This window comes from Epilithonimonas hispanica, assembly GCF_003385395.1.
In the GTDB taxonomy this organism is placed as follows: Bacteria; Bacteroidota; Bacteroidia; order Flavobacteriales; family Weeksellaceae; genus Epilithonimonas; species Epilithonimonas hispanica.
This window is the reverse complement of the sequence record NZ_QNUG01000003.1, coordinates 99,049-122,799: the sequence shown is the minus strand read 5'-3', so window position 1 is coordinate 122,799 and position 23,751 is coordinate 99,049. Positions and strand designations below refer to the sequence as shown.

Genomic DNA, 23,751 nt, shown 5'->3' with positions numbered 1-23,751 from the left:
ATTATAAACCGGTGTTTTGTAATTCAGAAACGCACATGTCTATCTCTTTTACCAATCTGTTGATATGATTTTTCATCAGTCGGTTATGTTCGGCGTTTCCAGATATTGCTGAATAAAGTTTTAATTCTTTGTTTTCTTCTACTAAGATCTGGTTTCTGCGTTTTTCCTCTACATAGTCCTCTCGCAATTTTTCTAGCTCCTGAGTTGTCTCTGCATGTTTCTCCGAAAGGTTCTTGAATCTCTTGTAAAGATTAAGAATCTTTTTTTCCAAAACAGAAAAATTGTTTTCTAATTCGCTTAACATAACCAGAATTAAATTCTAACTTTTACAAAAATAGGAAAAAATAATCATGAATTAACAGCTTATTCTTCTTTTATTAAATGTAACTTGTTTTTGTTTGATTTATAATGCTTTAACTTTAAATTAAATCGTGTTAATAATTCAGAACGATAGATTATGATTGTTTTAAGAGCGTAGTAATATAAAAAAAGAGCTTTCTAAGAAGCTCAGTTTATTTTTATTCAAATTTAAGAACCAGCATAAAGGCTCTGGATTGCAATGTAGAAATTGCCGGTGTCCAATAAGGTTGTGTTGTGGCATTATCCGAAACCAACTCGTTATTGGTGAAGAAAGTTCCTCTGATGGCTGGTGTTAGCTTAAATCTACTAAAATACAACTGGATTCCAATCTCTGCACTCCAGCCAAAATTGTGTGTTGTAGAGCGGAAAGTGTTCAGAAGATTGTCCGAAGTCGATGTTTGATTGGATTGTAAATTAACCAAATAATTGATCCCTGCCGCAGCATACGGACGAGAGTTGTACCAGCGGTCACCATGTACCTCCAACAAAATTGGGATATCAATGTATGTGGATTTTACAACTTTGTTAATTTGCTCATCACTTGGATTTGTGATTGGATCAAATGGTAAATTATAATTGGTACCTCCAGAATATTGACTGTTATGTTCAAAGGTGTTGAAAGTCAAATCTCTTTGGACAAAATGTAAGCCTGGTTCTATTCTTAGATCAAGAAACTCATTGAGTCTCATTTTTCCAATTAATCCAGCTCCGAAACTGTAAGTGGATTTAGATTCTACAAGATTTTGATTACCATCCATCCCAAAAATAGGATTCATAACCATTTTGTAATCAAAATTGTTAGCAGCTAGATAAAATCCATAACTGAATTTTTTGAGATCAAAATCTTCCAGATTATCTTGTCTATCTTTCGTTCTGAAAAGATTGTTGAAAGTCTGAGCTTGTAGATTACTGCTCAAAAGAATTCCAAATGCTAAAATCTTGATAAATCGTTGCTTCATTCTATTTCGTTGCTTTGTATATTGTGGCTATTCCTAAGCTTAGTTTTTTATATTCTACTTTTTTGAAACCTGTGTTCAAAAGTATGGTTTTCATTTTTTCTCCAAAAGGGAAAGCGTTCACAGAATCAGGAAGATATGTGTAAGCACGGTTGTCTTTGGAAACCAAACGTCCAATTGCTGGTAAAATGTTTTTAAAATAAAACATATACAATGGTCCAAGAAAACCTTCTACTTTTGAAAACTCTAAGATATAAATACTTTTGTTTTCTTTCACAACTCTTCTTAGTTCTGATAATCCTTTTTCAAGATTTTCAAAATTTCTTACTCCAAATGCAACGGTAACACCATCAAATTTATTGTCTTCAAACGGAAGTTGTTCAGCATCGCCTTTCTGCATAGAGATTTTCCCGTCTAGGTTTTGTTTTCTGATTTTTTCGATTCCAACGTTCAGCATTTGCTGAGAAAGATCCAAACCTACAACATCAGCATTAGTTCCTTTTTGAACATTGATAGCAAGATCTCCAGTTCCTGTAGCAACATCCAAAACCAATTTTGGTTGGTCTTGTTTTAGCATATTCACCAATTTGTTTCTCCAAAGCACATCTATTTTCATAGACAGAACGTGATTCAAAAGATCATATTTTGGCGCAATATTGTCAAACATATCTTCTACCTGACTTTTTTTGCTGTATTCTGTGTTGTATGGTGTTACGTTGTTATGTTCCATTTTTTTATTAAATGATGATTGGTAAATGATTATAATTAACCATTTGATTTTTATAATTTAATCTACTTAAAATTATAGTAGTTGTTGTAATAATTGATGAAATCCTGCTTTCTGAAGATTTTTGTACGACTTTCAACTTTCGCAACATTCTTGATGACACGATCATATTCTTCGTCCAGATTATAATAGAAATCTTCGATGTAGAGCTTGTTTGTTTTCTTTACATCGCCCAGATATTGCTTTTTATCAATCTCAATTCCTGGTTTTGTAGCCATCAGAGAATCTTTGTTCAATCCATATCCGTAATATTGATTGTTGATGTAATAATCCTTATTCGTAATATTAATTAAACCTCTCACTTTTTCTACAGTGAAAGCAGAATCATAAATTATTTTCTTGTTCTGATCAAAAACTTGAATCTTATTTTTCCCTTTATTAAGGTCAACTTTCAAATACTGTCCTGCAGAAAGAATGTTTTCTCCGCCATTATTGATTTTAAAATAATAAGTTTCCGGCGTAGGATTATCCACCAAATAATAATTCGGTTTTGCCAAAAACAAAAAGTAAATCGCAAAAGCAAATCCCATTGCCAACAAAGAAAAAATCAAACCTTTAACAGATGCGCTTAGATTTTTCATAGAATGATTAAAGGTGCGAATTTACGGATTTTTTCTGAGCTAAGTTTCTGATATTAATCAAGACTCGTGTTACTGAAAAATAAAACTTCTGTATCTCGTAGATTTTCTGTTTTTTTAGGATTGAAATTGAATTCCGGAGCTTTGGTTCCGTTTTCCAAATTCAAATTGGGATTTTTGAAAATTAGAGCTTCATCCCAAAGATTTTGATTGATGAATTCTTGCAATGTAAATCTTCCTCCCTCGATGATTACAGATTGAATTTGCAATTCGTACAATTTTTCTAAAATTTGATTCAATGAATTTTCTCTTTCTACTTTGATGAGTTTCAAATTTTTATCTTCGAAGTTTTTAACCGAATTAAAAATAATTGTTTCTGCTTCATCATTATGAATATTAGAATCCTGAGAAACTTCCAAATTGAAATCAATCAAAATTCTAATAGGATTTCGTCCTTCAATTTCTCTTACGGTTAAACTTGGATTGTCGTGAAGTGCTGTGTTTTTTCCAATCAAAATAGAGTGTTCTTCACTTCTCATCTGATGAACAAACTGCTTAGAAAGCGAGTTGCTGATTTGAATAGGTTTGAAATCTTTATCCATAAAACCATCAGTAGATTGTGCCCATTTCAAAATAATGAAAGGTCTTTTTCTCTCGTGATAAGTGAAAAATCGTTTGTTGAGTTTTCTACAATCATTTTCTAAAACACTTGAAACAACTTCGATTCCTGCATCAGTAATGATTTTTTTACCTTTTCCATTCACTTTGTCGTGGCTGTCCATTGCACCAATTACCACTTTTTTGAATCCCAATTCTTTAATTTTAAGAGCGCAAGGCGGTGTTTTTCCAAAGTGAGCACAAGGTTCCAATGAAACATAGATTGTAGATTCTGGAATCAGATGTTTGTCTTCATCTTTTATAGAATTAATTGCATTGATTTCTGCGTGTGGTTCGCCTGCTTTTTTGTGAAAGCCTTCGCCAATAATTCTGTCATTGTGAACGATAACGGATCCAACCAAAGGATTGGGATAAGTTTTTCCCAGAGCTTTTTCTGCAAGTTCTATGCAACGTTGGATGTAAAACTCATCATCATTTCTAACTTCTAACATCTGAAATTTAACTTTTAATAAAATTTATTTCTTTGCTTCTACCGCAGTTGGTTTATAGGTTACAACAGGAATTGCAGTTGTGATAACAGCTTCCATTAGTTGGCTTCTTTCTTTGGACAAAGCTTTGCTAGAGTATTTCAATTCACCAGCAATTCTTTTAGAATAAGAAAAAATCAAGAAAGATTTTTTTTCATTAGTATGAAAATTTTTGAATCTATCAATGTTATATTCTGCATAAGATTCGCCTTCCTGAGGAACAACTGTGACGAGATAATCCACAATGATTTCTTTACCATCGGGACTTTCGGTTACATTTACAAAGGAATATTTGTCCTGAGTTCTTTCTTTTCTCTTCTCAACATATTCAACTTTTTGTTTTGCAGCATTGTCAATGTCAATTTCTTTATCGAAATAAGAGATGTTAATGAGTTCTTTATAATTTTTGAAATCATCATCTCTCAGGATATATTGCTGTTGCGCCCAAGTTGCAGAATTCTGTTTACTCCAAGTCAAGAAATATTCGTTTTCATTAAAAGTCAAAGGTCCAGGAATATTGAGTCTGTCGATCACTTCCACCGGAGCAGAAGCAGCAGTTTCTTCGGTCTTGGTTTCTTGAGAATAAGCAATCGATGAAAAAGCTAAACCTATTGAGATCGCAAATAGATTTCTAAGTTTCATATTAATATTTGTTTGAATTAAATTCTATTTCAATTCAACAGGAATCTCACAAACAGGAATTGGGTTCATCTTATGTTGAGTTGCCTTGTTGAACCTCAAATAAATGGTCATCACTTCTTTTTCTCTTCCTTCAAAATCCTGAGCTGTTTTTCCGCTCAATTGTTGCTCCATTGCCCATTCCAGTTCAGGATAAGTGGCGCCAATTTGATCTTCGTCTGTCCTGTCAACTTCCCAAAGTCCGTCTGTTGGTTTTGCTTGTTGAATGCTTTCAAGGATACCTAATTCTTTTGCAATCTCATAAACTTGAGTTTTATAAAGATCTGCAATAGGAGAGATGTCAACACCGCCGTCGCCATATTTTGTAAAGAATCCAACGCCGAAATCTTCAACCTTATTTCCGGTTCCCGTTACCAAAAGTCCGTTGATTTGACCATAATAGTATAGTGTAACCATTCTCAATCTGGATCTTGTGTTGGCTTCCGCAAGATTTTTATTTGGAGAATCGTCTTTGTAACCGTCCGTTGTTTTTTCAAAAGATTCAAATGTTGGTGTCAAATCAACTCGGAAACCTTCTACATTAGAGAAATTTGATTTTAAAAATTCGATGTGATCTTGGGCTCTGTCCACCTGATCGGCTTTTTGACGGATTGGCATTTCCAAAACCAAAGTTTGTAATCCCGTTTTCGCTGCCAAAGTTGAAACCACTGCGGAATCTATTCCTCCGGAAACACCTACTACAAAACCTTTTGAATTCGCTTTGGTTGCATAATCTTTTAACCAGTTGACAATATGATCGATTACTTTTTGTGTCTGCATAATATTTTGTTAAAATTCTTGATTCAAGATTTAAAGCGTTATTTTTGCTTTTTCGAAAATCTTAATGTAAAAATAATGAAGTTTTTCCGATATATCACGATTTCTTCGGTTTTAGTTTTTGGATTGAGTTCCTGTAAAAAAGAAAATGAAAACCAATGGGATGTAGAAATTAAAAATCCTGTCAAAAAATTGGAGATCACAGATTTGTCAGGTGAATTCTATGATTCTAAAGTAAGTTTGGAAGATTTCAAGGCCAAATATCCTTGGTTTCAGGGTTCTGTTCCTGATGCAGATTACGAGAATAGAAGAAAAGATACAATGGAAGTTCGCATTTATAAAGAAGCGATTTCTAAGATTGATAAAACAAAATTGAATAAAGATTTAGTTGATCTTTTCTCACACATCAAAAATTACTTTCCAAATTTTGTTCCTCCTCATATTTATCTTTATTCATCGGTTGTTGATCCACAAAATGTAACGGATCCGATTTTTCTGAGAGAAGATCAGAATATGCTTTTTGTTGATATGACAGGTTTTATGGGAGACGGCAATAAGAATTATAAAGGTCTGGATTTATATTTTCAAAAATCTATGAATCCACAAAATTTAGTTCCAAAGATTTCTATGTTTTTTGCGTCCAGATTAGTTCCTGCTCCAATCGATCAGCAGAAGTTTTTGGATCAAATTGTTTACCAAGGAAAAATTCAGATTCTTCAAGACGCATTTTTACCAAATGTTCCGGATTATCTAAAAATAAATTATACAAAAGCTCAATACGGTTGGGCGGTTGCTAACGAAGCTAATATCTGGAACTATTTTGTTGAAAATGATTTGCTTTTCAGTGCAGATCCAAATCTTTCTGAAAGATTCATTACACCCGGACCATTTTCAAAATTCTATACAGAAGTTGATAGAGAAAGCTCTCCACAAATCGCCATTTGGACAGGTTGGCAGATTTGCAAACATTATTTGAAAGCTCATCCGGAAGAAAAATTACCGGTGTTTTTAAAGAAAAATGCAACGGAGATTTTCAATGCTTCTGAATACAGACCGAAATAGAGTTTTGAGAGTTTTTTAAATAATTTAATTTTTTGCTGAGCGGAGCGCCTTCGCGAATCTTAAAAATATTTTCAATTAGGAAAAAAAAACTTTGCGGACTTTGCGTTTAAAATTAGAATAAATATCACTTAATATATTAGGAATAAAATCAATGAAAAAGACAAAAATCGTTATAGATGTAGAATTGGACGATAATCACGTTCCGGAAAAAATGTTTTGGAAAGCCGAAGACGGCGGCATCAAAAGACAAGAAACTAAAGCTGCGATGATTTCCGTTTGGGATAGCAAAGCTATGGAAGCGCTTAGAATCGACCTTTGGACAAAAGATATGCCTGTTGACGAAATGAAAAGATTCTTTCATCAAATCTTAGTTTCCATTGGACACACTTACGAAAGAGCAACTAGCGAAGAAGATGTCGCACAATGGATTGGAGAAATGGCTGAGGAATTTGCTGTGAAGTCTGCGATAAAAATGTAAATCGTAAAACTGTGAAATTGTAAAATCGTTTTATAAGATTAACAAATTAGCGAATCATCGATTTTACAAATCAACAAATTAACAAATCGACAATATGAAATTCAATACAAAAGTGATACACGGTGGGCAACACCACGAGCCTGCAACTGGAGCAGTGAACGTTCCTGTATTTTTGACATCAACATTTGCACAAAAAAGTCCGGGACAATTACTTTCTGGTTACGAATATTCCAGAGGAGCAAATCCTACGAGACAAGCTTTGGAAGATTCTTTGGCAAGCATAGAAAACGGAGCTAGAGGTTTAGCTTTCGGTTCTGGTTTGGCAGCGATTGATTGTGTTTTGAAATTGCTAAGTCCTGGCGACGAAGTAATTGCTGTAGATGACCTTTATGGAGGCTCTTACAGAATGTTCACCAGATTATTCGAGAAATATCAGTTGAAATTTACATTCATCGGTTTTGATAATGTCGAAGAATTAGAAAGTGTTATTACTGATAAAACTAAATTAATCTGGCTTGAAACACCAACCAATCCATTGATGAAATTGGTAGACATCAAAATGGTAGCTGATGCCGTAAAAGGCAAAGATATTTTGGTTGCTGTTGATAATACATTTGCAACACCTTATATTCAGAAACCGTTGGATTTGGGAGCTGATATTGTGATGCATTCTGCGACTAAATATTTAGGCGGACATTCTGATGTGATTGCCGGCGCTTTGATTGCAAAAGATGTTGAATTAGGAGAGAAATTACATTTCATTCAGTTTGCGAGCGGTGGAATTTTAGGTCCTCACGATTCTTATTTGGTCTTGAGAGGAATCAAAACTTTGGCGCTTAGAATGCAAAGACATTCTGACAACGGTTTCGAAATCGCTAAATTTCTTGAAAATCATTCTTTGGTAGAAAAGATTTATTATCCGGGATTGTCGTCTCATCCGCAATATGATTTGGCAACAAGACAAATGACAGAATTTGGTGGAATGGTTTCTTTCACGTTCAAGTCTGGAAAAAAAGAAGATGCCATTAAATTCTTAGAAAATATCAAAGTTTTCACTTTGGCAGAATCTTTGGGCGGAGTAGAATCGTTGGCGAATCTTCCTGCGATGATGACACACGCTTCAATTCCTGAAGATAAAAGAGCTGTTCTTGGAATTACTGATGACTTGGTAAGATTAAGTGTCGGAATCGAAGATGCAGAAGATTTGATTGCTGATTTGGAACAAGCGTTTAACTCAATTATTTAAATCGTAAAATTGTTGATTTGTAAAATCGTTTTGCAGTTTTGAGATTAATCAATTTTATGATTTTACAGTTTAACAAATCAACAGTTTAACAAATAATAAACTATGACTTTTCGTGATGCGACTTTAGATGACCTTCCTAAGATTGTGGAAATTTACAATTCTACGGTTGCATCGCGATTGGTTACTGCTGATTTGGAACCTGTTTCTGTCGAGAGCAAAATCGACTGGTTTCATCAGCATAATTCTGAATTTCGTCCGCTTTGGATGGTTTTGGATTCGGAGAAAAATACCGTTGGCTGGGTAAGTTTTCAGGATTTCTACGGAAGACCGGCTTATCAGAAAACTGCAGAAATCAGTATTTATATTGATGAAAAATATCGAGGAAAAGGTTTGGGCAGATTGATTCTGGAGTATGCCATCGAAAAATCTCACGACCTTGGAATCGAAAATCTTCTCGCATTTATCTTCGCACATAACCTTCCGAGTTTGACTTTGTTTGAGAAATTCGGTTTTAAATTATGGGCAAATCTCAAAAATATTGCCGAATTGGACGGCGAAAAACGAAGTCTGATTATCCTCGGAAAAAATATTAAAGAATAAATTGATTGAATGGAACACTGGACGTCTTATTTGTATTGGAGCATTTCGGTTTTGGCGATTTTATCGGTTCTGATGCCGGCGATTAAAAATACATATTGGACTTTCAGAGTTTTTGATTATCCACGTTTTCAGAAGTTTATCATTCTGTTGGTTCTCATTTTAGTTTGGTTTTTTACTTTTGAAAATCCAACGATTTATGATCAGGTTCTTCTTTTTTCGGAGATCATTTTGTCATTTTATTTATTTTATATCATTCTTCCTTACACAAAATTTGGAAAAACAATGATTGATAAAATTAAACCAAATTCCGGTGAAAAACCTTTGGATATTTTGGTTTGCAATGTTTATCAGTACAATAATAATTATCAGAAATTAATTGATTTAGTTAACGAAAATAATCCGTCTGTTTTGTTTTTCTTGGAGACTGATGAAGAATGGAAAAACGCTCTGAAATCGGCTACAGATAGTTATCCTCATAAAATTGAAGTTCCTTTGCCAAACACTTATGGACTTCTATTTTACAGCCAATTCCCGATTAAAAATCAGGAAATCAATTATTTGATTGATGACGATATTCCGTCTATTGTAGCGGATTTGGAATATAATAATGACATCGTTCGTTTATATGGAATTCATCCAACACCGCCTGTGCCACAGGAAAATCCTGAAAGTACAGAACGTGATGCCGAGATTCTTCTGGTGGGCGAAAAGGCAGAGGAATTTGGAAAACCAGCCATTGTTTTTGGAGACCTGAATGATGTCGCCTGGTCCAGAACCACCAAGTTATTTCTAAAATCCAGTGGAATGCTCGATCCGCGACGTGGACGAGGAATGTACAATACGTTTCACGCCAAATATTGGTTTCTTCGTTGGCCTCTTGACCATTTTTTCGTAAGTCCACATTTCCGATTGGTTGATATGAAAAGAATGAAATCTGTGGATTCTGACCATTTCCCGATTTGGATTTCACTGGTGGTGAGAAATGAGGATAAAGAAGACCAATTCGAAATTTCACAAGAAGAAAAAGAAGGGGTTGTTGAAAAAATTGAAGAAGGTATCGAAAAAGGCGACGCCAATTAAAATTCTTAATTTAGTTCTTTAAATCCAAAATTTATGAAAAAGCTAATTCTGGCTTTCGCAGTTTTCTTTTGTGTTCAATTTTCTTTTGCCCAGAAATCTGACGTTAATCCGATTTATATTGTTGATAATGTAATTGTTTCTAATGTGTTGCTTCACAGTTTCAATCCAGAAGAAATTCAAAGTGTTCAAGTTTACAAATCGCCGTTTTCGCAAATCGAACAATATGACGACCTCGTGAAAAATGGTTTGATTAATATTGTAATGAAAAAGCCTCAAACTATCAAAAAAGTAACCATTGCTGAAGCTAAAACAAAATTGAATCTTACATCAGAATCAAGGTTTTTTCTAAATGATATCGAAGTTCACAACCAATCGATTCTAATTGCAGAAGACCTTCTGAAAAAAGCCAGAATTCTACAGCCTGACAAGAAATTCAATAATTATAAAGTTCCTGCAATTAGCATAGAAACGAATTAAAGTCATTTGCTTTTCCCTTTCTGAATCGTTAGTTTTGTAGAAATCGATAACATTTTAATATGGTTTTCACTAAAGCAAAATTATTCTTTAGCGCATTATTTCTGGTTTTAATTTCAAATTCATTGTCCGCACAAAACCGAATAAGCAATCACAATAATATTGGCTGGTACGCTTACAACGGAACGTTTAAATTAGATTCAAAATTCTCCATCCATACCGAATATCAGTGGAGGAGAAATGATTATATCACAACCTGGCAGCAGAGTCTTTTACGTTTGGGAATCAATTTTCAGGCAAACCCGAATCTGCAATTACGACTTGGTTACGCTTGGGCAGAGACTTTTCCTTATGGTGAAATTCCATTGAACGGAATGGGAAAAGATTTCACGGAGCATAGAATTTACGAAATGGCAACGGTGACCGACAAGATTGGGAAAATCGATTTGTCACACCGTTTTATGTTGGAACAGCGCTGGGTTGGGAGATATTCTAATGCTAATCTCACTTCGGAAGATGAGTTTCCTTTTATGAACAGAGCTCGTTATATGATTCGTTTGCAAATGCCTTTGAAAGGAACTTTGATTGTTGAGAAAACGCCTTATGTTGCGGTTTATGATGAGGTAATGATTGGCTTTGGAAAAAATGTTGTTGAGAATATTTTTGACCAAAATAGAATCGGAGTGTTGTTAGGTTATAAATTCAATGATTTGTTGAGAGTAGAAGGTGGTTATCTGAATCAGATTGTACAGTTGGGAAGGGAAGTGGAAGGTAAAAATGTGTTCCAGTATAACAATGGTTTTATCGTAAGTGCAAATTTTAATTTTGATTTTTCTAAGAAAGCTGATTAACGACAAAAGGCACAAAAGCTATTGTCATTTTTAAGTCTGTCAAAAGTTCAAAAAAGAATCTGTTTTAAAGTTTTAACTTTTGTAATCTTCAGTAAATTTTTGTTTTTCGATATCTTTTGTGACTTTTGTGGTTCAAAAATTCTTTAATTTCGCAAAATGAAAATAGCATTCTTAGGACCCGAAGCCTCTTTTACGCAGTTGACCGCGACTCAATTATTCCCAAACGAAGAATTGATTCCGAAAGCCAATATTTTGGATTGCTTTTTGGCGGTTCAGAATAATGAAGTGGATAAAGCGGTTGTTCCTTTGGAAAACTCTATAGAAGGAACGGTTTCTATGACTTTGGATTATCTTTATCAAACGCCGGAAATCAGAGTTGAAGCGGAAGCTGTAATGCCGATTGCGCATCATTTGATGATTCATCCAAATCAAGAAAATGATACTGAAATTGAGAAAATCTATTCTCATCCGCAGGCTCTTGCACAAAGTTTTCATTTTTTAAATCATAATTATCCCGAAGTTACAAAACAAGATTTTACTTCTACGGCTGCGGCTGCAAAACGGGTTTCTGAAAATCCTGACCGGAAAATTGCGGCTGTTGCCAACAAATTTGCTGCGGAATTATACGGTCTGAAAATCATTAATGATAACATTCACGATGTTGAAGAGAATCATACGAGATTCATTGTGATTTCGAAAAGTGATGAAAGTTTTGATAGCGATTTGAACAGTTCAGGAAAGAAAACCGGGCTTTTGATTACGCTTCCCGAAGACCACGCTGGAGGACTGCATCAGGTTTTATCGGTTTTTGCGTGGCGAAATATGAACCTTAGCAAAATCGAATCCCGAACTTTGAAAACCAAACTCGGTAACTATTTCTTTTTTGTAACTGTTGTCGGAGATTGGAACAATGTTCTTTATATCAATTCGATTGATGAATTGAGAGCAATTGGCGCAGATGTTAAGTTTTTGGGGAATTATAAGGAGTTTTTGTTGGAATCTTAATCTTTTATTCTTGATTTCAAATCCATATTAGCGCTAATAATTCTTGTAATTTCTATTTCATTGACATTTAAAATTCGGTAAAAGATAATATGTCGATTAGCAAGAAATCCAAAAATGTCAGAAGCAATTTCTTTATAATTTTTACCAATATTCGGGTTTTCTGAAAGCATTTCACAGAAGCTAATTAGTTCTTCATAATATTTATCAGCTTGATTTTCTGACCAAAAGTGATAAGTATATTCATAAATATTGGAAAGGTCATTGACAGCTTTGTTCGTGAACAAATATTTAGCCATTTTTAATTTTGGCTTTTAAAGATGCAAGATGATTTTTTGGTTCAAAATCTTTTGCAATCCCACTTTCGGTGCCTTCTTTGATTGCATTTTTAAGGAATTGTAATTTATTTTCCTCTTCTTCCAAAAGTCTTAATCCCGCACGAATCACTTCACTTGCATTCTTGAATCTCCCTTGTGAAATTTTTTCATCCACAAAATCTTCAAAATGATTTCCTAAAGAAACGGATGTATTACGTCCCATTTTAATTTTTTATTCTAAATCAAAGTTACCAAATTTTGGTAACAAACAAAATTTATTTTTTGCTTAACTCTCTTTGAATATTTAATCTCGCATTTACTTCATACTTTTCTTTAAAGTAATCTGTTTTGAAAATCTCATCAAATTCAAGGAAATGAGTCAAGACTTTTTTGCGACCAGGTTTATACATAAAGTCAGGATAGATTGAATATTCCTTTCTGATTTGTTGAGTGTAATTTTCATACATTTCCCAATCTTGACCGAGAATTGCTAAATCTGCATCAAGAAGAAAATTAGTGTCAGAATCTTTACTTTTTTTGTGTGACTTTGTTGCAAGAATTTGATTGTAAATCCTAGTTATTTTTTCACTCGGAATATTCAGTTTTTCCAGTCTTGTTTTTGCTAATTCTGCACTTTTTTCTTCGTTATCTTTTGATGTCGCTTTGTAAATAATATCGTGATAGAAAATGGAAAAAAGTATGCAATGATAATTTGAAATTTTATCTTTCACTTCTTCCAATTCAAGAATCATATTCTCAAGATGAATGAGATTGTGATATTTTCTGCTTTTCTGAGAATAAGATTGTTCTAGCTCTTTCCAATAATTAAGTTTCAGTTTTTCGTCGTCGCAAAAATTTGAGACTAAATCAAAAAAATGTAATTGAGATTAATAGTCATTCTGATGGCATTTTCCACATCTACAATTTGCTTTCATTTTTCTTATTAATAAAAAAATAAACCGGCAACCCAAGCAAAATCAATCCCAATCCAGGCCACGTATATTGTGGTTTGTAGATAAATAACAGAATACAAAATCCTGTACCAATCAAAAGATAAAGAATAGGTGTGAAAGGATAAAGAAATGTTTTGTAGCCTCTTTCCAGTTCAGGTTTTTTGATTCTTAGGTAAATTACACCAAAAACTGTAATCATATAAAACAAAACAATTACAAATGAAATCATATCCAGCAAATCGCCGTATTGTCCGCTAAGACAAAGCAAACTTGCCCAAATCCCTTGCATCCAAAGAGATTTTGCAGGTACGCCGTTTTTATTATTTTCAACTGCAGATTTCAGGAATAATCCGTCTTTTGCCATTGTCTGGAAAACTCTTGCGCCAGCGAGAACAATACCGTTCACACAACCAAAAGTCGAAATCATCACAAGAATAGCAATGATAATTGTTCCTGCATTTCCGAACATTTTTTCGGCAGCAGCAACAGCAACTCGGTCATTTGTAGCAAAAGCGATAGAATCTCTGCCGAGTGCGTTAAGGTAAACAAAATTCACTAAAAGATAAAGAATCATCACAGCCGAAGTTCCTAAAATCATTGCCTTTACAACGTTTTTCTTTGGATTTTCGATTTCACCGGAGATAAAAGTCACATTTTCCCAAGCCACAGAACTGAAAACCGAACCAACCATTGCGGCAGCAATTCCACCAACAAGAGTAGCACCAGAAATACTTTTCCATTCGGTTTGTTTCAGGTTTTGGAAAGCGTCCCAGCCGAAACTCATATTAGAATTCCAATTAGATTGAGAAATCAAGACAAAACCAAGAACAATCAAACCAAGAAGCGCAATGATTTTGGATGAGGTAAAAACATTTTGGAGAATTTTCCCAAACTGAACGCCTTTCGTATTCACAAATGTCAAAAACAAAATCACAACAATCGCCAGAATCTGAATCCACGTGATTTTAAATTCGCCACTTTGGAAAATCGGAGCCGCATCATTGAGACTCGGCACAAGATAAGCTGTAAATTTGCCGAAAGCCACCGCAACTGCGGCAATTGTTCCTGTTTGGATGACGGTGAACATTCCCCAACCGTAAAGAAATCCCATTGGTTTACCAAAAATCTCTGTGATGTAAGTATATTGTCCGCCTGCTTTCGGGAACATTGCTGATAATTCGCCATAACTTATTGCTGCTGCAACGGTCATTACAGCCGTAATCAACCAAACGACAATCAGCCAATGACCAGAACCGAGATTTCGCATAATGTCTGCGCTTACGATAAAAATTCCGCTTCCTATCATTGAGCCCATTACAATCATCACCGCGTCCCAAAGTTTGAGTTTTTTCTCCATAGTTTTTATTATTAATCAAATATATAAAAAGATGTGATAAGTTTTTTAGGTGATTTTTTTGTGTTTAAAAGTCTAATCAACTGAAAAATTTTAGGTTGATAAGTGATTGTGGTAAAACTAAAAGGATAATTTTCTTTAAATTATATTATAAAATGAATCTTTTATTAAGCTTTTTGTAATAATTTGTTAGTCTGAATAGAAATATATAATTTTGCAACTTCAATTTTAACAAATTATGGAATTAGAATACATAGAACATCTGAGCCCAATGCTGAAAGGCGATGTAAAGAATTATCTTATCGATATCGATGGTACAATTACCGAAGATGTTCCTAACGAAGAACCAGAGAGAATGGTAACTTGCGAGCCTTTTCCGGATGCTTTGGCGACCATTAATAAATGGTATGACGAGGGTCATCAGATTTGTTTCTTCACTTCCAGAACAGAAGATTTGAGAGAAATTACAGAAACTTGGTTGAACAAACACGGTTTCAAATACCACAGCGTTCTCTTAGGGAAACCAAGAGGTGGAAACTATCACTGGATAGACAACCACCTTGTACGCGCAACAAGATACAAAGGAAAATTCACGGATTTGGTTGAAAAACAAGTAACCATAGAGGTTTTCCGTGACTAAAAATATTTTAAATTAAAAATTCCCGAGCCTCAAACTTTCGGGAATTTTTGATTTGATGACAAAACCCCTAGCCCCGATTGCAGCGACATCCTTTTTCTTTTTTTGCTAAAAAAGAAAAAGATATAGCGGAAAGCGGGATTAAGCTCCTAAACCAATTAATTATTGAACAGATTCTGTTCTTCAAAAAACATACAATTTATAATGAAAGTACTTGCTAATGACGGATTGACACAATCTGGAATAGACGCGCTAAAAGAAAATGGATTCGAGGTAATTACTGATAAAGTAGCTCAGGAAAATCTGATCACATACATTAATGAATATCAAGTGAAGGTTTTGCTTGTAAGAAGTGCAACGAAAGTGACGAAGGAAATGGTAGATAATTGCCCAAGTCTGGAAATCATCGGTAGAGGTGGTGTTGGAATGGACAACATCGAAGTGGCTTATGCTAGAGAAAAAGGAAAACACGTAATCAATACACCTGCAGCATCTTCGGAATCTGTGGCGGAATTGGTATTTGCACATCTTTTCTCTGGAAGCAGATTTCTTCAGGATTCTAACAGACAAATGCCTGTAAAAGGTAATACTGAGTTCGCAAAATTGAAGAAAAAATACGAAGCTGGAATTGAACTGAGAGGTAAAACTATCGGAATCGTAGGAATCGGAAGAATCGGACAGGAAGTTGCAAGAATTGCCCTTGGTTTGGGAATGAAAGTGATTGCTTCCGATACAAGAATCGGAAAAGCAAGTGTACGTGTAGATTTCTACAACCAGCAATATATCAACGTGGAAATAGAAACAGAGCCGTTGGAGCAGTTGATTCAGCATTCGGATTTTATCACACTTCACGTTCCTGCTCAGAATGGTCCTATCATTGGAAAAGCAGAATTGGAAAAAATGAAAACTGGCGCAGCTATTGTCAACTGTGCTAGAGGTGGAGTAATAGATGAAGAAGCTTTGATAGAAGCTTTGGATTCTGGGAAATTGGCGTTTGCAGGTCTTGATGTTTTCGAGAACGAACCAACGCCTTCTGAAAAAATCCTGACGCATCCAAAAATCTCTTTGACGCCTCACACCGGTGCGGCTACGGAAGAAGCTCAGGACAGAATCGGAACTGAGTTGGCAAATCAGATCGCAAGTATCCTTTTGGTTAAATAATTTAACTAAAACATCAAAATAATGCTCGTTTTTTAACGGGCATTTTTTATTTTCCCCATTCAGATTAAAATTTTACTTTTGTTGAGAATTTTTATGGCAGCTTAATCCGTCTTCCGCTCCCAATCTTTTTTGCAGACGATTTCAGTTTAAATAGAACTTAATGAAAAAGCAAAAAAGGATTTCCGCTCAAGCCGGGCTGCAGTTTTCACTTTCGAATCAACATTAGTCTATGAAAAGAAAAGTCCTATTGATATACACGGGTGGAACCATCGGAATGGAAAAAGATTATACGACAGGAAGTCTTGTTCCATTTGATTTTTCCACTATTTTCAAAAGAATCCCGGAAATGAATCTTCTCGAATGCGAGGTTTCTGTTCATCCTTTTGAAAAGCCAGTCGATTCTTCTGATATGGGACCCAATGAATGGCGGATGATTGCAGAATGGATTCATAAAAATTATGATGCTTTTGACGGATTTCTAATTCTTCACGGGACAGATACAATGTCTTATACTGCTTCTGCGTTAAGTTTTATGCTAAAAAATCTTAGTAAACCGGTGATTCTGACGGGTTCACAATTGCCAATTGGAGATTTGAGGACAGATGCGAAAGAGAATCTTCTCACCAGTCTTTATTATGCCAGTCTTTATGAAAATGATGAAGCAGTTATAAAAGAAGTTGCTGTTTACTTTGAATATAAACTTCTTCGTGGAAACAGAAGTTTGAAATATTCTGCTGAATTCTTTGATGCTTATCAAAGTCCAAATTATCCGATTTTGGGACAGTCGGGCGTTCATCTTAATATTGAAAAAGATTTGCTTTGGAAACCAAAAGGCAAATTCGAATTGGATACTTATCTCAATGAAAATGTTCTTTTCTACAGAATCTTCCCAGGAATGAACTTCGAATCTTTATTGGAACTCAAAACTCCGGAAGCCATTGTTTTGCAGGTTTTTGGTTCAGGAACAATTTTTAATGGCGAGAAAACTCAAAATGTTTTACAAGAACTAAGAAGTCGTGGAATTGAGATTGTGGTTATTAGTCAATGTGTATCAGGAGGAATCAGTTTTGGGAAATATAGCAATAGTAATATTTTTACAAAAATCGGTGCAATCAGCGGAAAAGATATGACCGCAGAGTCAGCTATTACAAAATGTATGCACATTTTGAAGAATCCAAAATACTCAAAAAGCTTCTCTCACGTCTTCTCAGAAAATATTTGTGGAGAAATTACAGAAGAATTTCAATAATCCTTGCAGTAATCAGATATTTCATTATATTTGCAACCTCAAATAGAGAGGTGTCCGAGTGGTTGAAGGAGCTAGCCTGGAAAGCTAGTATACGGGTAACTGTATCGAGGGTTCGAATCCCTTCCTCTCTGCTAAAAACATTGAAAATCAAATGATTACAATGATTACACCCATTTTAACACCCACTTTTTTAGTGGGTTTTTTATTTTACAACAAAAGTAATTTGCGCTCATTTATAATAACAATTACATAAAATGAGTAACAAAGATTTAATGCACAAAAATATTGCTCTTATCTCAGAAGCAAAATTTTTACCGATGATTTACAAAACTCATTTACTGCTGAAAGTAAAAAATGATTTGGTGCAGGGATTAAATCTCGTTGATTTAAAATTCTGTAAACACTTGATTATAAGATAAAAAAAACCTTGCTTGTCAGTTTTGTGCGCCAGTTCTCTTGAGGAAAGTTCGGTGTTTCAAAGCGATTTCTACTACCAGATCTTTTTGTTCTTCCGGAATGCTGTTCCATTGTCTTTTAGATGTTCTTTTAGATGTTCTTTTGGATGTTTCCGAGCCATCGTAGCCATTTTCAAAGTATTTCTGATACCATTTGTAGAAAGTACTTCTTGCAATCCCAAGGCTTTCTAGGGTTCGTTTAACACCAATTTCACTTGTGGCAATGGCTTGCATTACGATTAAAATTTTCTGCTCGGCTGTAAAGATGCTCCTTGTATTTTTACGGATGTTTTTTACTAATTTTTCGGAACTTTTCTTTTTAGGTGTTTCCATAATTAAATGTAATTATTTTTTGAAAACACGCCTTAACTATTATATTATATAATGTCTACTTTTTGCTGACGATTTAAATTATTTGCATATCCAGCTTATCATATAAAACCTTAAGCCCTTTTGATATCAATAATTTTACAATAATAATATTGAATTTCAATTTTATGTCTTTTTACTACATTTTTTGGTTAATTTTTTTTGAGTCAAAACAAAATATTAAGTTAGTTGCAAGTCTTAATTTTTACTAATTTAATGTTAAATATTTGTTAAAATAATAGAATTAATTTATCTATTAAGTTATGATTAAAGTTTACTTAATATTTGGTTAATTTTCAAATTTGATTTTATTTCCAAAAAGGTTAATTGATTGGATATTAATTGATTAATGTTTTTTTTTAATGCCGTTGATTTATTTGGTGTAGTTGTTTTTTTGTTTTTTAGTCTTAGTTTTATCAGACAAAACATCAACAATATTACCCCTAATTATTAACAAATTACCCTTGACCTATTTTCTATGTCAATTCTTTTATTACATTTAGAAGTGTAAAAAATACATTTATAAAGTAAGCCTTTTATGAATAAAAAAATTGATTCCATTTCAAAGATAGCAGGAAGATTCTTATCATTTTCTGGCTCTCGAAAACTAGTTGTTGTTCTTTTTGCAACAATCTCAAGTTCTATTTATTCACAACAGATCATAAAAGGGTCGGTGGTGAATACTACTGACGGTAAACCTGTGTCCAACGCAACAGTTAAGATTGCTAATTCTGATGTCTTAGTTGAGAGTGATGCAGATGGAAATTTTGAAATCACGGCAAAGCCGGAAGACATCCTTATTTTTACTTCTTTGGATTATGATCCTCAAGAATTAAAGGTTGGAAATAAAACAGTGTTTAACATTAAACTAAGAAAGAATGTAAATAATATAGACGAAGTTGTGGTAATTGGTTACGGTAAGCAAAAGAAGTCTGATATTACAGGAGCGGTTTCTGTGGTGAAAATGGATGATGCTAAAAAAACGGTGACTTATGATATTGCGAAACAATTGCAAGGTCAAGTTGCAGGTGTTACAATGCAGTCTTCTGGCGAACCTGGTGGAACTGTTAATATGAAGATTAGAGGAATCACTTCTTTTACGAATAATAATCCTTTGTTTGTAGTAGATGGTGTAATGGTTAATAGCCCCAATGATTTTGCGCCGGGTGATGTAGAGTCTATCCAGGTTCTAAAAGATGCTTCTGCTGCTGCAATCTATGGTGTTCGTGGTGCAGCTGGAGTTGTAATTATCACAACAAAACAAGGTGCTAGAGGTAAAGTAAATCTTAGCTACAAAGGTCTTAATGGTTTTCAGTTTGCACCTAAAAAAATAAGTGTTACCAACCGTGAGCAGTATCAACAAATTACCAACCAATCCTATCTTAATGCTGGATTGGAAATTCTTTCTGGAAATAATCCCAATAGTCCATATTATATTAATAATGTAGATACAGATTGGCAAAAAGAAGGCTTTACCACTGGAAATGTTCAAAATCATTCGGTTAATTTTAACGGAGGATCCGAGAATATCAGTTATAGTATTAATTTAGATTATTTCAAAAATACAGCTTATCTCAATACACCTCAAGATTTTGAAAGATATGCCTTGAATGCTAACTTCAGTGGTAAAAAAGGTAACAAATTTAAATATGGAGGTAAATTCTCCTACACACAATCAGATAAAGAGAATTTTACAGGCTATAATAATGGTTCTATTTTGATTTCTCTTCTTCAAGCTATTCCAACAATGCCAATGTATGATCCTAACCGTCTAGGAGGTTTTGGGGGAACAGATGCTAATACACAAGCTGCTATTTCGCTTAATATTTTAGGATTTAACAGATTGGTTCAAAATAATACGAAAAGAAATCGTTTTCTTGGAGATTTTTGGGGAGAATATGAGATTGTAAAAGGTCTGAAATATAAATTAGATGTTTCTGCCGATAGAACCACAGTCCACAATCGTTTATTTGTTCCGCAATCTGATCTTGGATGGTATTATGTTACAGAAGCAAACGAAGCACAATTAGATATCTCGGATAATACTTTGCAGACTACCTTTATTAACAATCTATTGACTTATGATTTCAAACTAGGAGATCATAGTTTCAACTTATTGGCGGGTTGGATTCAACAAAGAGATGATTATTATAACCACTGGTCTAGAGGTGTAGGTTATGCGGCAGGAACTATTGCTCAATTGGAGTATGCAACAGCAAGAGATACAGGAGAATATAATAATAGGGTTACAACATCCTCTGTAATTGGAAGATTGAACTATAACTTCCAAGAAAAGTATCTATTTACAGCTAACTTCCGCCAAGATAAATCGTCATTATTTGCACCGCGTAATAACCACGCAGAAAACTTCTCGTTCTCTGGAGGATGGAGATTGGACAAAGAAGAATTTATTAACCTTCCAGATTATATTAATTTATTAAAAATAAGAGGAAGCTGGGGTAGACTCGGGAACAATACCATTGGTGTTTATTCTTGGGAAAATACAATTAATCCTTTTGCAAATTATATTTTTGGTGGTGTTTTGCAACCTGGTTCTACAGTTATTTCTATCAAAGATCCTAATATCAAATGGGAAACCGTAGAGTCTTCTAGTGTGGCTCTTGAGCTTAGTTTGTTCAATAAATTAGATTTCTCTGCGGAGTATTATTCTAAGAAGTCCTACGATATGTTGCTTTCAGTTCCATTACCATTTAGCTCTGGGGGAACACCTAATAATATCACGACTAACGCTGGTGATATGAAAAATATGGGATGGGAATTTAGTTTAGGTTATCGTCAAAATATTGGAGATCTTAAACTTAACTTTAATGCGAACTTAGGATTGCTGGATAATGAGGTGCTAAAACTAGGGGATAATAACAGTCCGATTTTTGGAGTTAATTCTAAAACAGAAGTTGGTAGATCTGCAGGTGAGCTTTACGGATGGATTGCAGAAGGTATTTTCCAAAATACTGGAGATATTCAAAACCATGCGACGCAAGTTAATGCAGCACCTGGAGATATCAAATTCAAAGATCTAAATGGTGATGGTATTATTAATGATAATGACAGAACATTCTTAGGTAGATCAATTCCTAAATATACCTTTGGGCTTAATTTAAGTGCGAACTATAAGAACTTTGATTTGTCTATGTTTTGGCAAGGGATGGCAGGACATTACATTTATAATGGTACTTATTCTTCTCTAATGATTGGTGACTTAACAAACCATTCTACGGATATGTTAAATTATTGGACACCAGAAAATACGAATACCAATGTCCCAAGACCAGTAAAAAATAATCCTAATGATAACAACAGACCTTCTAACAGATTTGTGGAAAAAGGAGATTATATCAAATTACAAGCATTAGAACTAGGTTATACTTTTACTACAGATAAAATAATTTTCAATAAACTGAGAATCTATACTTCTGGACAGAATCTTCTGACAATAACCAAGTACAAAGGCTATGACCCAGATTTTATTAGTGATGGATTATTATCAAGAGGATTTGAATACGGATCTTTCCCAAATCCCGTAACTGTTTCATTTGGTATCGAAGCTAACTTCTAATTTTAAATCTACTACAAAATGACAAAAACATATTTTTATATAGCACTGGCAGCATTTTCATTAATGAGCTGCGTGAAAGAAGATGATCTAGATCAGCACGATCCAAACGTAAATACAGAAGCAAATTTCTGGAAAACAGATGAAGATGGCCTAAAAGGTGTGACAGCGGTTTATCAATCATTGATTACAGATGGTACTTATATGAGAAGTACACCATTGTTATTAGATGCAAGAGCAGATGATACCCATAGTGTGAGTCCTTGGGGAGCTATGTTCACTGCAGGGAAGTTTACAACAGTTATTTCTTTAGATGATATCTACGGTTGGGCATTCAAAGATTACTATCAAGGGATTTACCGTGCCAATCAAGTAATTTTAAATGTTCCTAACATAGCATTCTCGGATCCAGCTCTTAAAGATAGAGTAATGGGACAAGCCTATTTTTTAAGAGGTTTGCTATTCTTCCATTTGGTTAATTTATATAATAGAGTTCCTCTTCCTTTGGATATGGAGTTGTACCACGGACAAAAAACTCATGAGGAAGGATGGCAACAAGTGATTTCTGATTTGCAAAAAGCTTCAGACTTGCTTCCTGTTTCTTATACTAATCTTAATGGTTTAGATAAAGGCCATACAGGTAGAGCAACCAAAGGAGCAGCTATGGCTTATCTTGGGAAAGCTTACTTATTTACGAAAGATTTTGCAAAAGCAAAAGAACAATTTGAGAAAGTTATTAATCTAGGAACATACTCTTTGGTAGATAACTATGCAGATAATTTTACGGATGCCAATGAAAATAACGCCGAATCAATCTTTGAGCTTCAATTTGATAGAAATGCCGGCGGTATAGACCTAGGATGGGGTGGAGCGCCAGGATCATCATGGGGTAAAACATCTGCTAGAGCTATTACTTATGGCCCTCCGGGATTTGGATTTAATGATATCCAACCTACAAAAGCTTTGTTTAATGAATACCAAGTAGAAAAAACAATCAATGATGAGCTAGATCCAAGATTAGGCGTAACCATGTTCTACAACCATCCGGGAGAAACACTTTATGGAAAAGACTTCGCAACAAATTATGCAAACAATCCAGCCTATCTTAATGATGTATTTACAAAGAAATATCAGAATTATAACAATGGATCTGTAAGCGAATATGATTGGAGATCTGGTATCAACGAAAGATTGATGAGATACGCAGACGTTTTAATGATGTATGCAGAATGTCTAAACGAATTAGGTAATACTGCTCAAGCATACGACTATATCCAAATGGTAAGAAGCAGAGTTCAATTACCAGATCTTAGAACCACAAAACCGGGAATGACTCAGGCTCAAATGAGAGAGCAAATTGGACACGAGAGATTTCTAGAGTTTTCTTTAGAAGGTCACCGTTTCGATGATATCAGACGTTGGGGATGGCTTCAGGATCAGTCTAAATTGAATTGGCTGAAATCTAGAGACAACGAGTTCAATACATACTCTCCAGGTAGAGAATTTTACCCAATTCCTTTAACGGAAATCGATAACAACCCAAATGGTCTTACCCAAAATCCAGGTTGGTAAAAAACTAAAAGTTCATATTAATTTTAACTGTCTGCA

Annotated in this window: 26 protein-coding genes and 1 tRNA gene; 15 read left to right on the top strand and 12 right to left on the bottom strand. The window is 34.4% G+C overall.

Annotation, left to right across the window (positions count from 1 at the left end):
• Position 1: 1 nt before the first annotated feature.
• The 7 genes from DRF58_RS02035 to nadE all read right to left on the bottom strand — a co-directional run bounded on the left by DRF58_RS02035 (position 2) and on the right by nadE (position 5,284).
• Complete coding sequence (locus DRF58_RS02035; RefSeq protein WP_116032237.1) at positions 2-304, bottom strand: hypothetical protein; 303 nt, start codon at positions 302-304, stop codon at positions 2-4.
• Positions 305-518: 214 nt separating this feature from the next.
• Positions 519-1,319, bottom strand: a complete 801-nt coding sequence (gene porT, locus DRF58_RS02030; protein ID WP_116032235.1) for a type IX secretion/gliding motility protein PorT/SprT — start codon at positions 1,317-1,319, stop codon at positions 519-521.
• Position 1,320: 1 nt separating this feature from the next.
• Positions 1,321-2,046, bottom strand: coding sequence for a bifunctional demethylmenaquinone methyltransferase/2-methoxy-6-polyprenyl-1,4-benzoquinol methylase UbiE (gene ubiE, locus DRF58_RS02025; RefSeq protein ID WP_116032234.1), 726 nt, complete (start codon positions 2,044-2,046; stop codon positions 1,321-1,323).
• Between the two features lie 62 nt (positions 2,047-2,108).
• Entirely contained in the window at positions 2,109-2,684 is a 576-nt protein-coding gene (locus tag DRF58_RS02020) for a hypothetical protein (RefSeq protein WP_116032232.1), read from the bottom strand.
• A gap of 53 nt (positions 2,685-2,737) precedes the next feature.
• On the bottom strand, positions 2,738-3,790 hold the full coding sequence (gene ribD / locus DRF58_RS02015; protein ID WP_116032231.1) for a bifunctional diaminohydroxyphosphoribosylaminopyrimidine deaminase/5-amino-6-(5-phosphoribosylamino)uracil reductase RibD: 1,053 nt from the start codon (positions 3,788-3,790) through the stop codon (positions 2,738-2,740).
• 24 nt (positions 3,791-3,814) lie between these two features.
• Positions 3,815-4,468, bottom strand: a complete 654-nt coding sequence (locus DRF58_RS02010) for a hypothetical protein (protein WP_116032229.1) — start codon at positions 4,466-4,468, stop codon at positions 3,815-3,817.
• A gap of 24 nt (positions 4,469-4,492) precedes the next feature.
• Complete coding sequence (nadE, locus tag DRF58_RS02005) at positions 4,493-5,284, bottom strand: NAD(+) synthase (protein ID WP_116032228.1); 792 nt, start codon at positions 5,282-5,284, stop codon at positions 4,493-4,495.
• A gap of 75 nt (positions 5,285-5,359) precedes the next feature.
• Between nadE and gldB the strand changes: the two genes are divergently transcribed.
• The 8 genes from gldB (at position 5,360) to pheA (ending at position 12,077) form a co-directional block, all read left to right on the top strand.
• Positions 5,360-6,343: a gliding motility lipoprotein GldB gene (gene gldB, locus DRF58_RS02000; protein ID WP_116032225.1), complete on the top strand. Its 984-nt coding sequence runs from the start codon at positions 5,360-5,362 to the stop codon at positions 6,341-6,343.
• 151 nt (positions 6,344-6,494) lie between these two features.
• Complete coding sequence (gene gldC, locus DRF58_RS01995; RefSeq protein WP_089768268.1) at positions 6,495-6,821, top strand: gliding motility protein GldC; 327 nt, start codon at positions 6,495-6,497, stop codon at positions 6,819-6,821.
• Positions 6,822-6,915: 94 nt separating this feature from the next.
• A complete protein-coding gene (locus tag DRF58_RS01990; protein WP_116032223.1) occupies positions 6,916-8,067 on the top strand; it encodes a cystathionine gamma-synthase in 1,152 nt (383 codons plus the stop codon).
• Positions 8,068-8,169: 102 nt separating this feature from the next.
• A complete protein-coding gene (locus DRF58_RS01985; protein ID WP_116032220.1) occupies positions 8,170-8,667 on the top strand; it encodes a GNAT family N-acetyltransferase in 498 nt (165 codons plus the stop codon).
• Between the two features lie 9 nt (positions 8,668-8,676).
• Positions 8,677-9,747, top strand: coding sequence for an endonuclease/exonuclease/phosphatase family protein (locus tag DRF58_RS01980; protein WP_206605211.1), 1,071 nt, complete (start codon positions 8,677-8,679; stop codon positions 9,745-9,747).
• 33 nt (positions 9,748-9,780) lie between these two features.
• Positions 9,781-10,224, top strand: coding sequence for a hypothetical protein (locus tag DRF58_RS01975; protein WP_116032217.1), 444 nt, complete (start codon positions 9,781-9,783; stop codon positions 10,222-10,224).
• A gap of 59 nt (positions 10,225-10,283) precedes the next feature.
• The gene (locus DRF58_RS01970) at positions 10,284-11,072 is read left to right on the top strand and encodes a DUF2490 domain-containing protein (protein WP_116032215.1); all 789 of its coding nucleotides are present in this window, start codon (positions 10,284-10,286) and stop codon (positions 11,070-11,072) included.
• A gap of 156 nt (positions 11,073-11,228) precedes the next feature.
• Entirely contained in the window at positions 11,229-12,077 is an 849-nt protein-coding gene (pheA, locus tag DRF58_RS01965) for a prephenate dehydratase (protein ID WP_116032212.1), read from the top strand.
• On the opposite strand, the gene DRF58_RS01960 is transcribed toward pheA, so the two are convergent.
• From DRF58_RS01960 to DRF58_RS01945, 4 genes are all read right to left on the bottom strand, one after another.
• Positions 12,074-12,373, bottom strand: coding sequence for a type II toxin-antitoxin system RelE/ParE family toxin (locus DRF58_RS01960; RefSeq protein ID WP_116032210.1), 300 nt, complete (start codon positions 12,371-12,373; stop codon positions 12,074-12,076). The genes pheA and DRF58_RS01960 overlap by 4 nt on opposite strands.
• Entirely contained in the window at positions 12,366-12,614 is a 249-nt protein-coding gene (locus DRF58_RS01955) for a type II toxin-antitoxin system ParD family antitoxin (RefSeq protein WP_116032208.1), read from the bottom strand. Before DRF58_RS01955 ends, DRF58_RS01960 begins: the two co-directional genes overlap by 8 nt.
• A 52-nt stretch (positions 12,615-12,666) precedes the next feature.
• Positions 12,667-13,143 (bottom strand): HD domain-containing protein, encoded by a 477-nt coding sequence (locus DRF58_RS01950; protein WP_245955346.1) that lies wholly within the window; start codon positions 13,141-13,143, stop codon positions 12,667-12,669.
• Positions 13,144-13,309: 166 nt separating this feature from the next.
• Positions 13,310-14,701 (bottom strand): APC family permease, encoded by a 1,392-nt coding sequence (locus tag DRF58_RS01945; RefSeq protein ID WP_116032203.1) that lies wholly within the window; start codon positions 14,699-14,701, stop codon positions 13,310-13,312.
• Positions 14,702-14,936: 235 nt separating this feature from the next.
• Here DRF58_RS01945 and DRF58_RS01940 point away from each other — a divergent pair, with 235 nt between their 5' ends.
• From DRF58_RS01940 to DRF58_RS18330, 5 genes are all read left to right on the top strand, one after another.
• Complete coding sequence (locus tag DRF58_RS01940) at positions 14,937-15,338, top strand: LNS2 domain-containing protein (protein WP_116032202.1); 402 nt, start codon at positions 14,937-14,939, stop codon at positions 15,336-15,338.
• A 201-nt stretch (positions 15,339-15,539) separates the two neighbouring features.
• On the top strand, positions 15,540-16,496 hold the full coding sequence (locus DRF58_RS01935; protein ID WP_185144526.1) for a D-2-hydroxyacid dehydrogenase: 957 nt from the start codon (positions 15,540-15,542) through the stop codon (positions 16,494-16,496).
• Between the two features lie 229 nt (positions 16,497-16,725).
• The gene (locus tag DRF58_RS01930) at positions 16,726-17,745 is read left to right on the top strand and encodes an asparaginase (RefSeq protein WP_116032199.1); all 1,020 of its coding nucleotides are present in this window, start codon (positions 16,726-16,728) and stop codon (positions 17,743-17,745) included.
• Positions 17,746-17,789: 44 nt separating this feature from the next.
• Positions 17,790-17,876 (top strand) — tRNA-Ser (locus tag DRF58_RS01925).
• A 123-nt stretch (positions 17,877-17,999) separates the two neighbouring features.
• A complete protein-coding gene (locus DRF58_RS18330) occupies positions 18,000-18,164 on the top strand; it encodes a hypothetical protein (RefSeq protein WP_157966695.1) in 165 nt (54 codons plus the stop codon).
• A 15-nt stretch (positions 18,165-18,179) separates the two neighbouring features.
• On the opposite strand, the gene DRF58_RS01920 is transcribed toward DRF58_RS18330, so the two are convergent.
• Positions 18,180-18,533 carry a transposase gene (locus DRF58_RS01920; RefSeq protein WP_116032197.1) on the bottom strand — a complete coding sequence of 118 codons (354 nt, stop codon included), beginning with the start codon at positions 18,531-18,533 and terminating at the stop codon, positions 18,180-18,182.
• Between the two features lie 574 nt (positions 18,534-19,107).
• Between DRF58_RS01920 and DRF58_RS01915 the strand changes: the two genes are divergently transcribed.
• Positions 19,108-22,146: a SusC/RagA family TonB-linked outer membrane protein gene (locus DRF58_RS01915; protein ID WP_116032195.1), complete on the top strand. Its 3,039-nt coding sequence runs from the start codon at positions 19,108-19,110 to the stop codon at positions 22,144-22,146.
• Between the two features lie 18 nt (positions 22,147-22,164).
• The gene (locus DRF58_RS01910) at positions 22,165-23,715 is read left to right on the top strand and encodes a RagB/SusD family nutrient uptake outer membrane protein (RefSeq protein WP_116032192.1); all 1,551 of its coding nucleotides are present in this window, start codon (positions 22,165-22,167) and stop codon (positions 23,713-23,715) included.
• The last annotated feature ends 36 nt before the right edge of the window (positions 23,716-23,751 follow it).

Bases quoted from the DNA above. Each gene is read 5' to 3' on its own strand.
- DRF58_RS01990 (WP_116032223.1), top strand. From the start codon at position 6,916: ATGAAATTCAATACAAAAGTGATACACGGTGGGCAACACCACGAGCCT.
- DRF58_RS02010 (WP_116032229.1), bottom strand. From the start codon at position 4,468: ATGAAACTTAGAAATCTATTTGCGATCTCAATAGGTTTAGCTTTTTCA.
- DRF58_RS02020 (WP_116032232.1), bottom strand. From the start codon at position 2,684: ATGAAAAATCTAAGCGCATCTGTTAAAGGTTTGATTTTTTCTTTGTTG.
- pheA (WP_116032212.1), top strand. From the start codon at position 11,229: ATGAAAATAGCATTCTTAGGACCCGAAGCCTCTTTTACGCAGTTGACC.
- DRF58_RS01970 (WP_116032215.1), top strand. From the start codon at position 10,284: ATGGTTTTCACTAAAGCAAAATTATTCTTTAGCGCATTATTTCTGGTT.
- nadE (WP_116032228.1), bottom strand. From the start codon at position 5,284: ATGCAGACACAAAAAGTAATCGATCATATTGTCAACTGGTTAAAAGAT.
- gldC (WP_089768268.1), top strand. From the start codon at position 6,495: ATGAAAAAGACAAAAATCGTTATAGATGTAGAATTGGACGATAATCAC.
- gldB (WP_116032225.1), top strand. From the start codon at position 5,360: ATGAAGTTTTTCCGATATATCACGATTTCTTCGGTTTTAGTTTTTGGA.
- DRF58_RS18330 (WP_157966695.1), top strand. From the start codon at position 18,000: ATGAGTAACAAAGATTTAATGCACAAAAATATTGCTCTTATCTCAGAA.
- DRF58_RS01950 (WP_245955346.1), bottom strand. From the start codon at position 13,143: ATGATTCTTGAATTGGAAGAAGTGAAAGATAAAATTTCAAATTATCAT.
- DRF58_RS01980 (WP_206605211.1), top strand. From the start codon at position 8,677: ATGGAACACTGGACGTCTTATTTGTATTGGAGCATTTCGGTTTTGGCG.
- DRF58_RS01935 (WP_185144526.1), top strand. From the start codon at position 15,540: ATGAAAGTACTTGCTAATGACGGATTGACACAATCTGGAATAGACGCG.
- DRF58_RS01985 (WP_116032220.1), top strand. From the start codon at position 8,170: ATGACTTTTCGTGATGCGACTTTAGATGACCTTCCTAAGATTGTGGAA.
- porT (WP_116032235.1), bottom strand. From the start codon at position 1,319: ATGAAGCAACGATTTATCAAGATTTTAGCATTTGGAATTCTTTTGAGC.
- DRF58_RS01955 (WP_116032208.1), bottom strand. From the start codon at position 12,614: ATGGGACGTAATACATCCGTTTCTTTAGGAAATCATTTTGAAGATTTT.
- ribD (WP_116032231.1), bottom strand. From the start codon at position 3,790: ATGTTAGAAGTTAGAAATGATGATGAGTTTTACATCCAACGTTGCATA.
- DRF58_RS01945 (WP_116032203.1), bottom strand. From the start codon at position 14,701: ATGGAGAAAAAACTCAAACTTTGGGACGCGGTGATGATTGTAATGGGC.
- DRF58_RS01910 (WP_116032192.1), top strand. From the start codon at position 22,165: ATGACAAAAACATATTTTTATATAGCACTGGCAGCATTTTCATTAATG.
- DRF58_RS01975 (WP_116032217.1), top strand. From the start codon at position 9,781: ATGAAAAAGCTAATTCTGGCTTTCGCAGTTTTCTTTTGTGTTCAATTT.
- DRF58_RS01930 (WP_116032199.1), top strand. From the start codon at position 16,726: ATGAAAAGAAAAGTCCTATTGATATACACGGGTGGAACCATCGGAATG.
- DRF58_RS01940 (WP_116032202.1), top strand. From the start codon at position 14,937: ATGGAATTAGAATACATAGAACATCTGAGCCCAATGCTGAAAGGCGAT.
- DRF58_RS02035 (WP_116032237.1), bottom strand. From the start codon at position 304: ATGTTAAGCGAATTAGAAAACAATTTTTCTGTTTTGGAAAAAAAGATT.
- DRF58_RS01915 (WP_116032195.1), top strand. From the start codon at position 19,108: ATGAATAAAAAAATTGATTCCATTTCAAAGATAGCAGGAAGATTCTTA.
- ubiE (WP_116032234.1), bottom strand. From the start codon at position 2,046: ATGGAACATAACAACGTAACACCATACAACACAGAATACAGCAAAAAA.
- DRF58_RS01960 (WP_116032210.1), bottom strand. From the start codon at position 12,373: ATGGCTAAATATTTGTTCACGAACAAAGCTGTCAATGACCTTTCCAAT.
- DRF58_RS01920 (WP_116032197.1), bottom strand. From the start codon at position 18,533: ATGGAAACACCTAAAAAGAAAAGTTCCGAAAAATTAGTAAAAAACATC.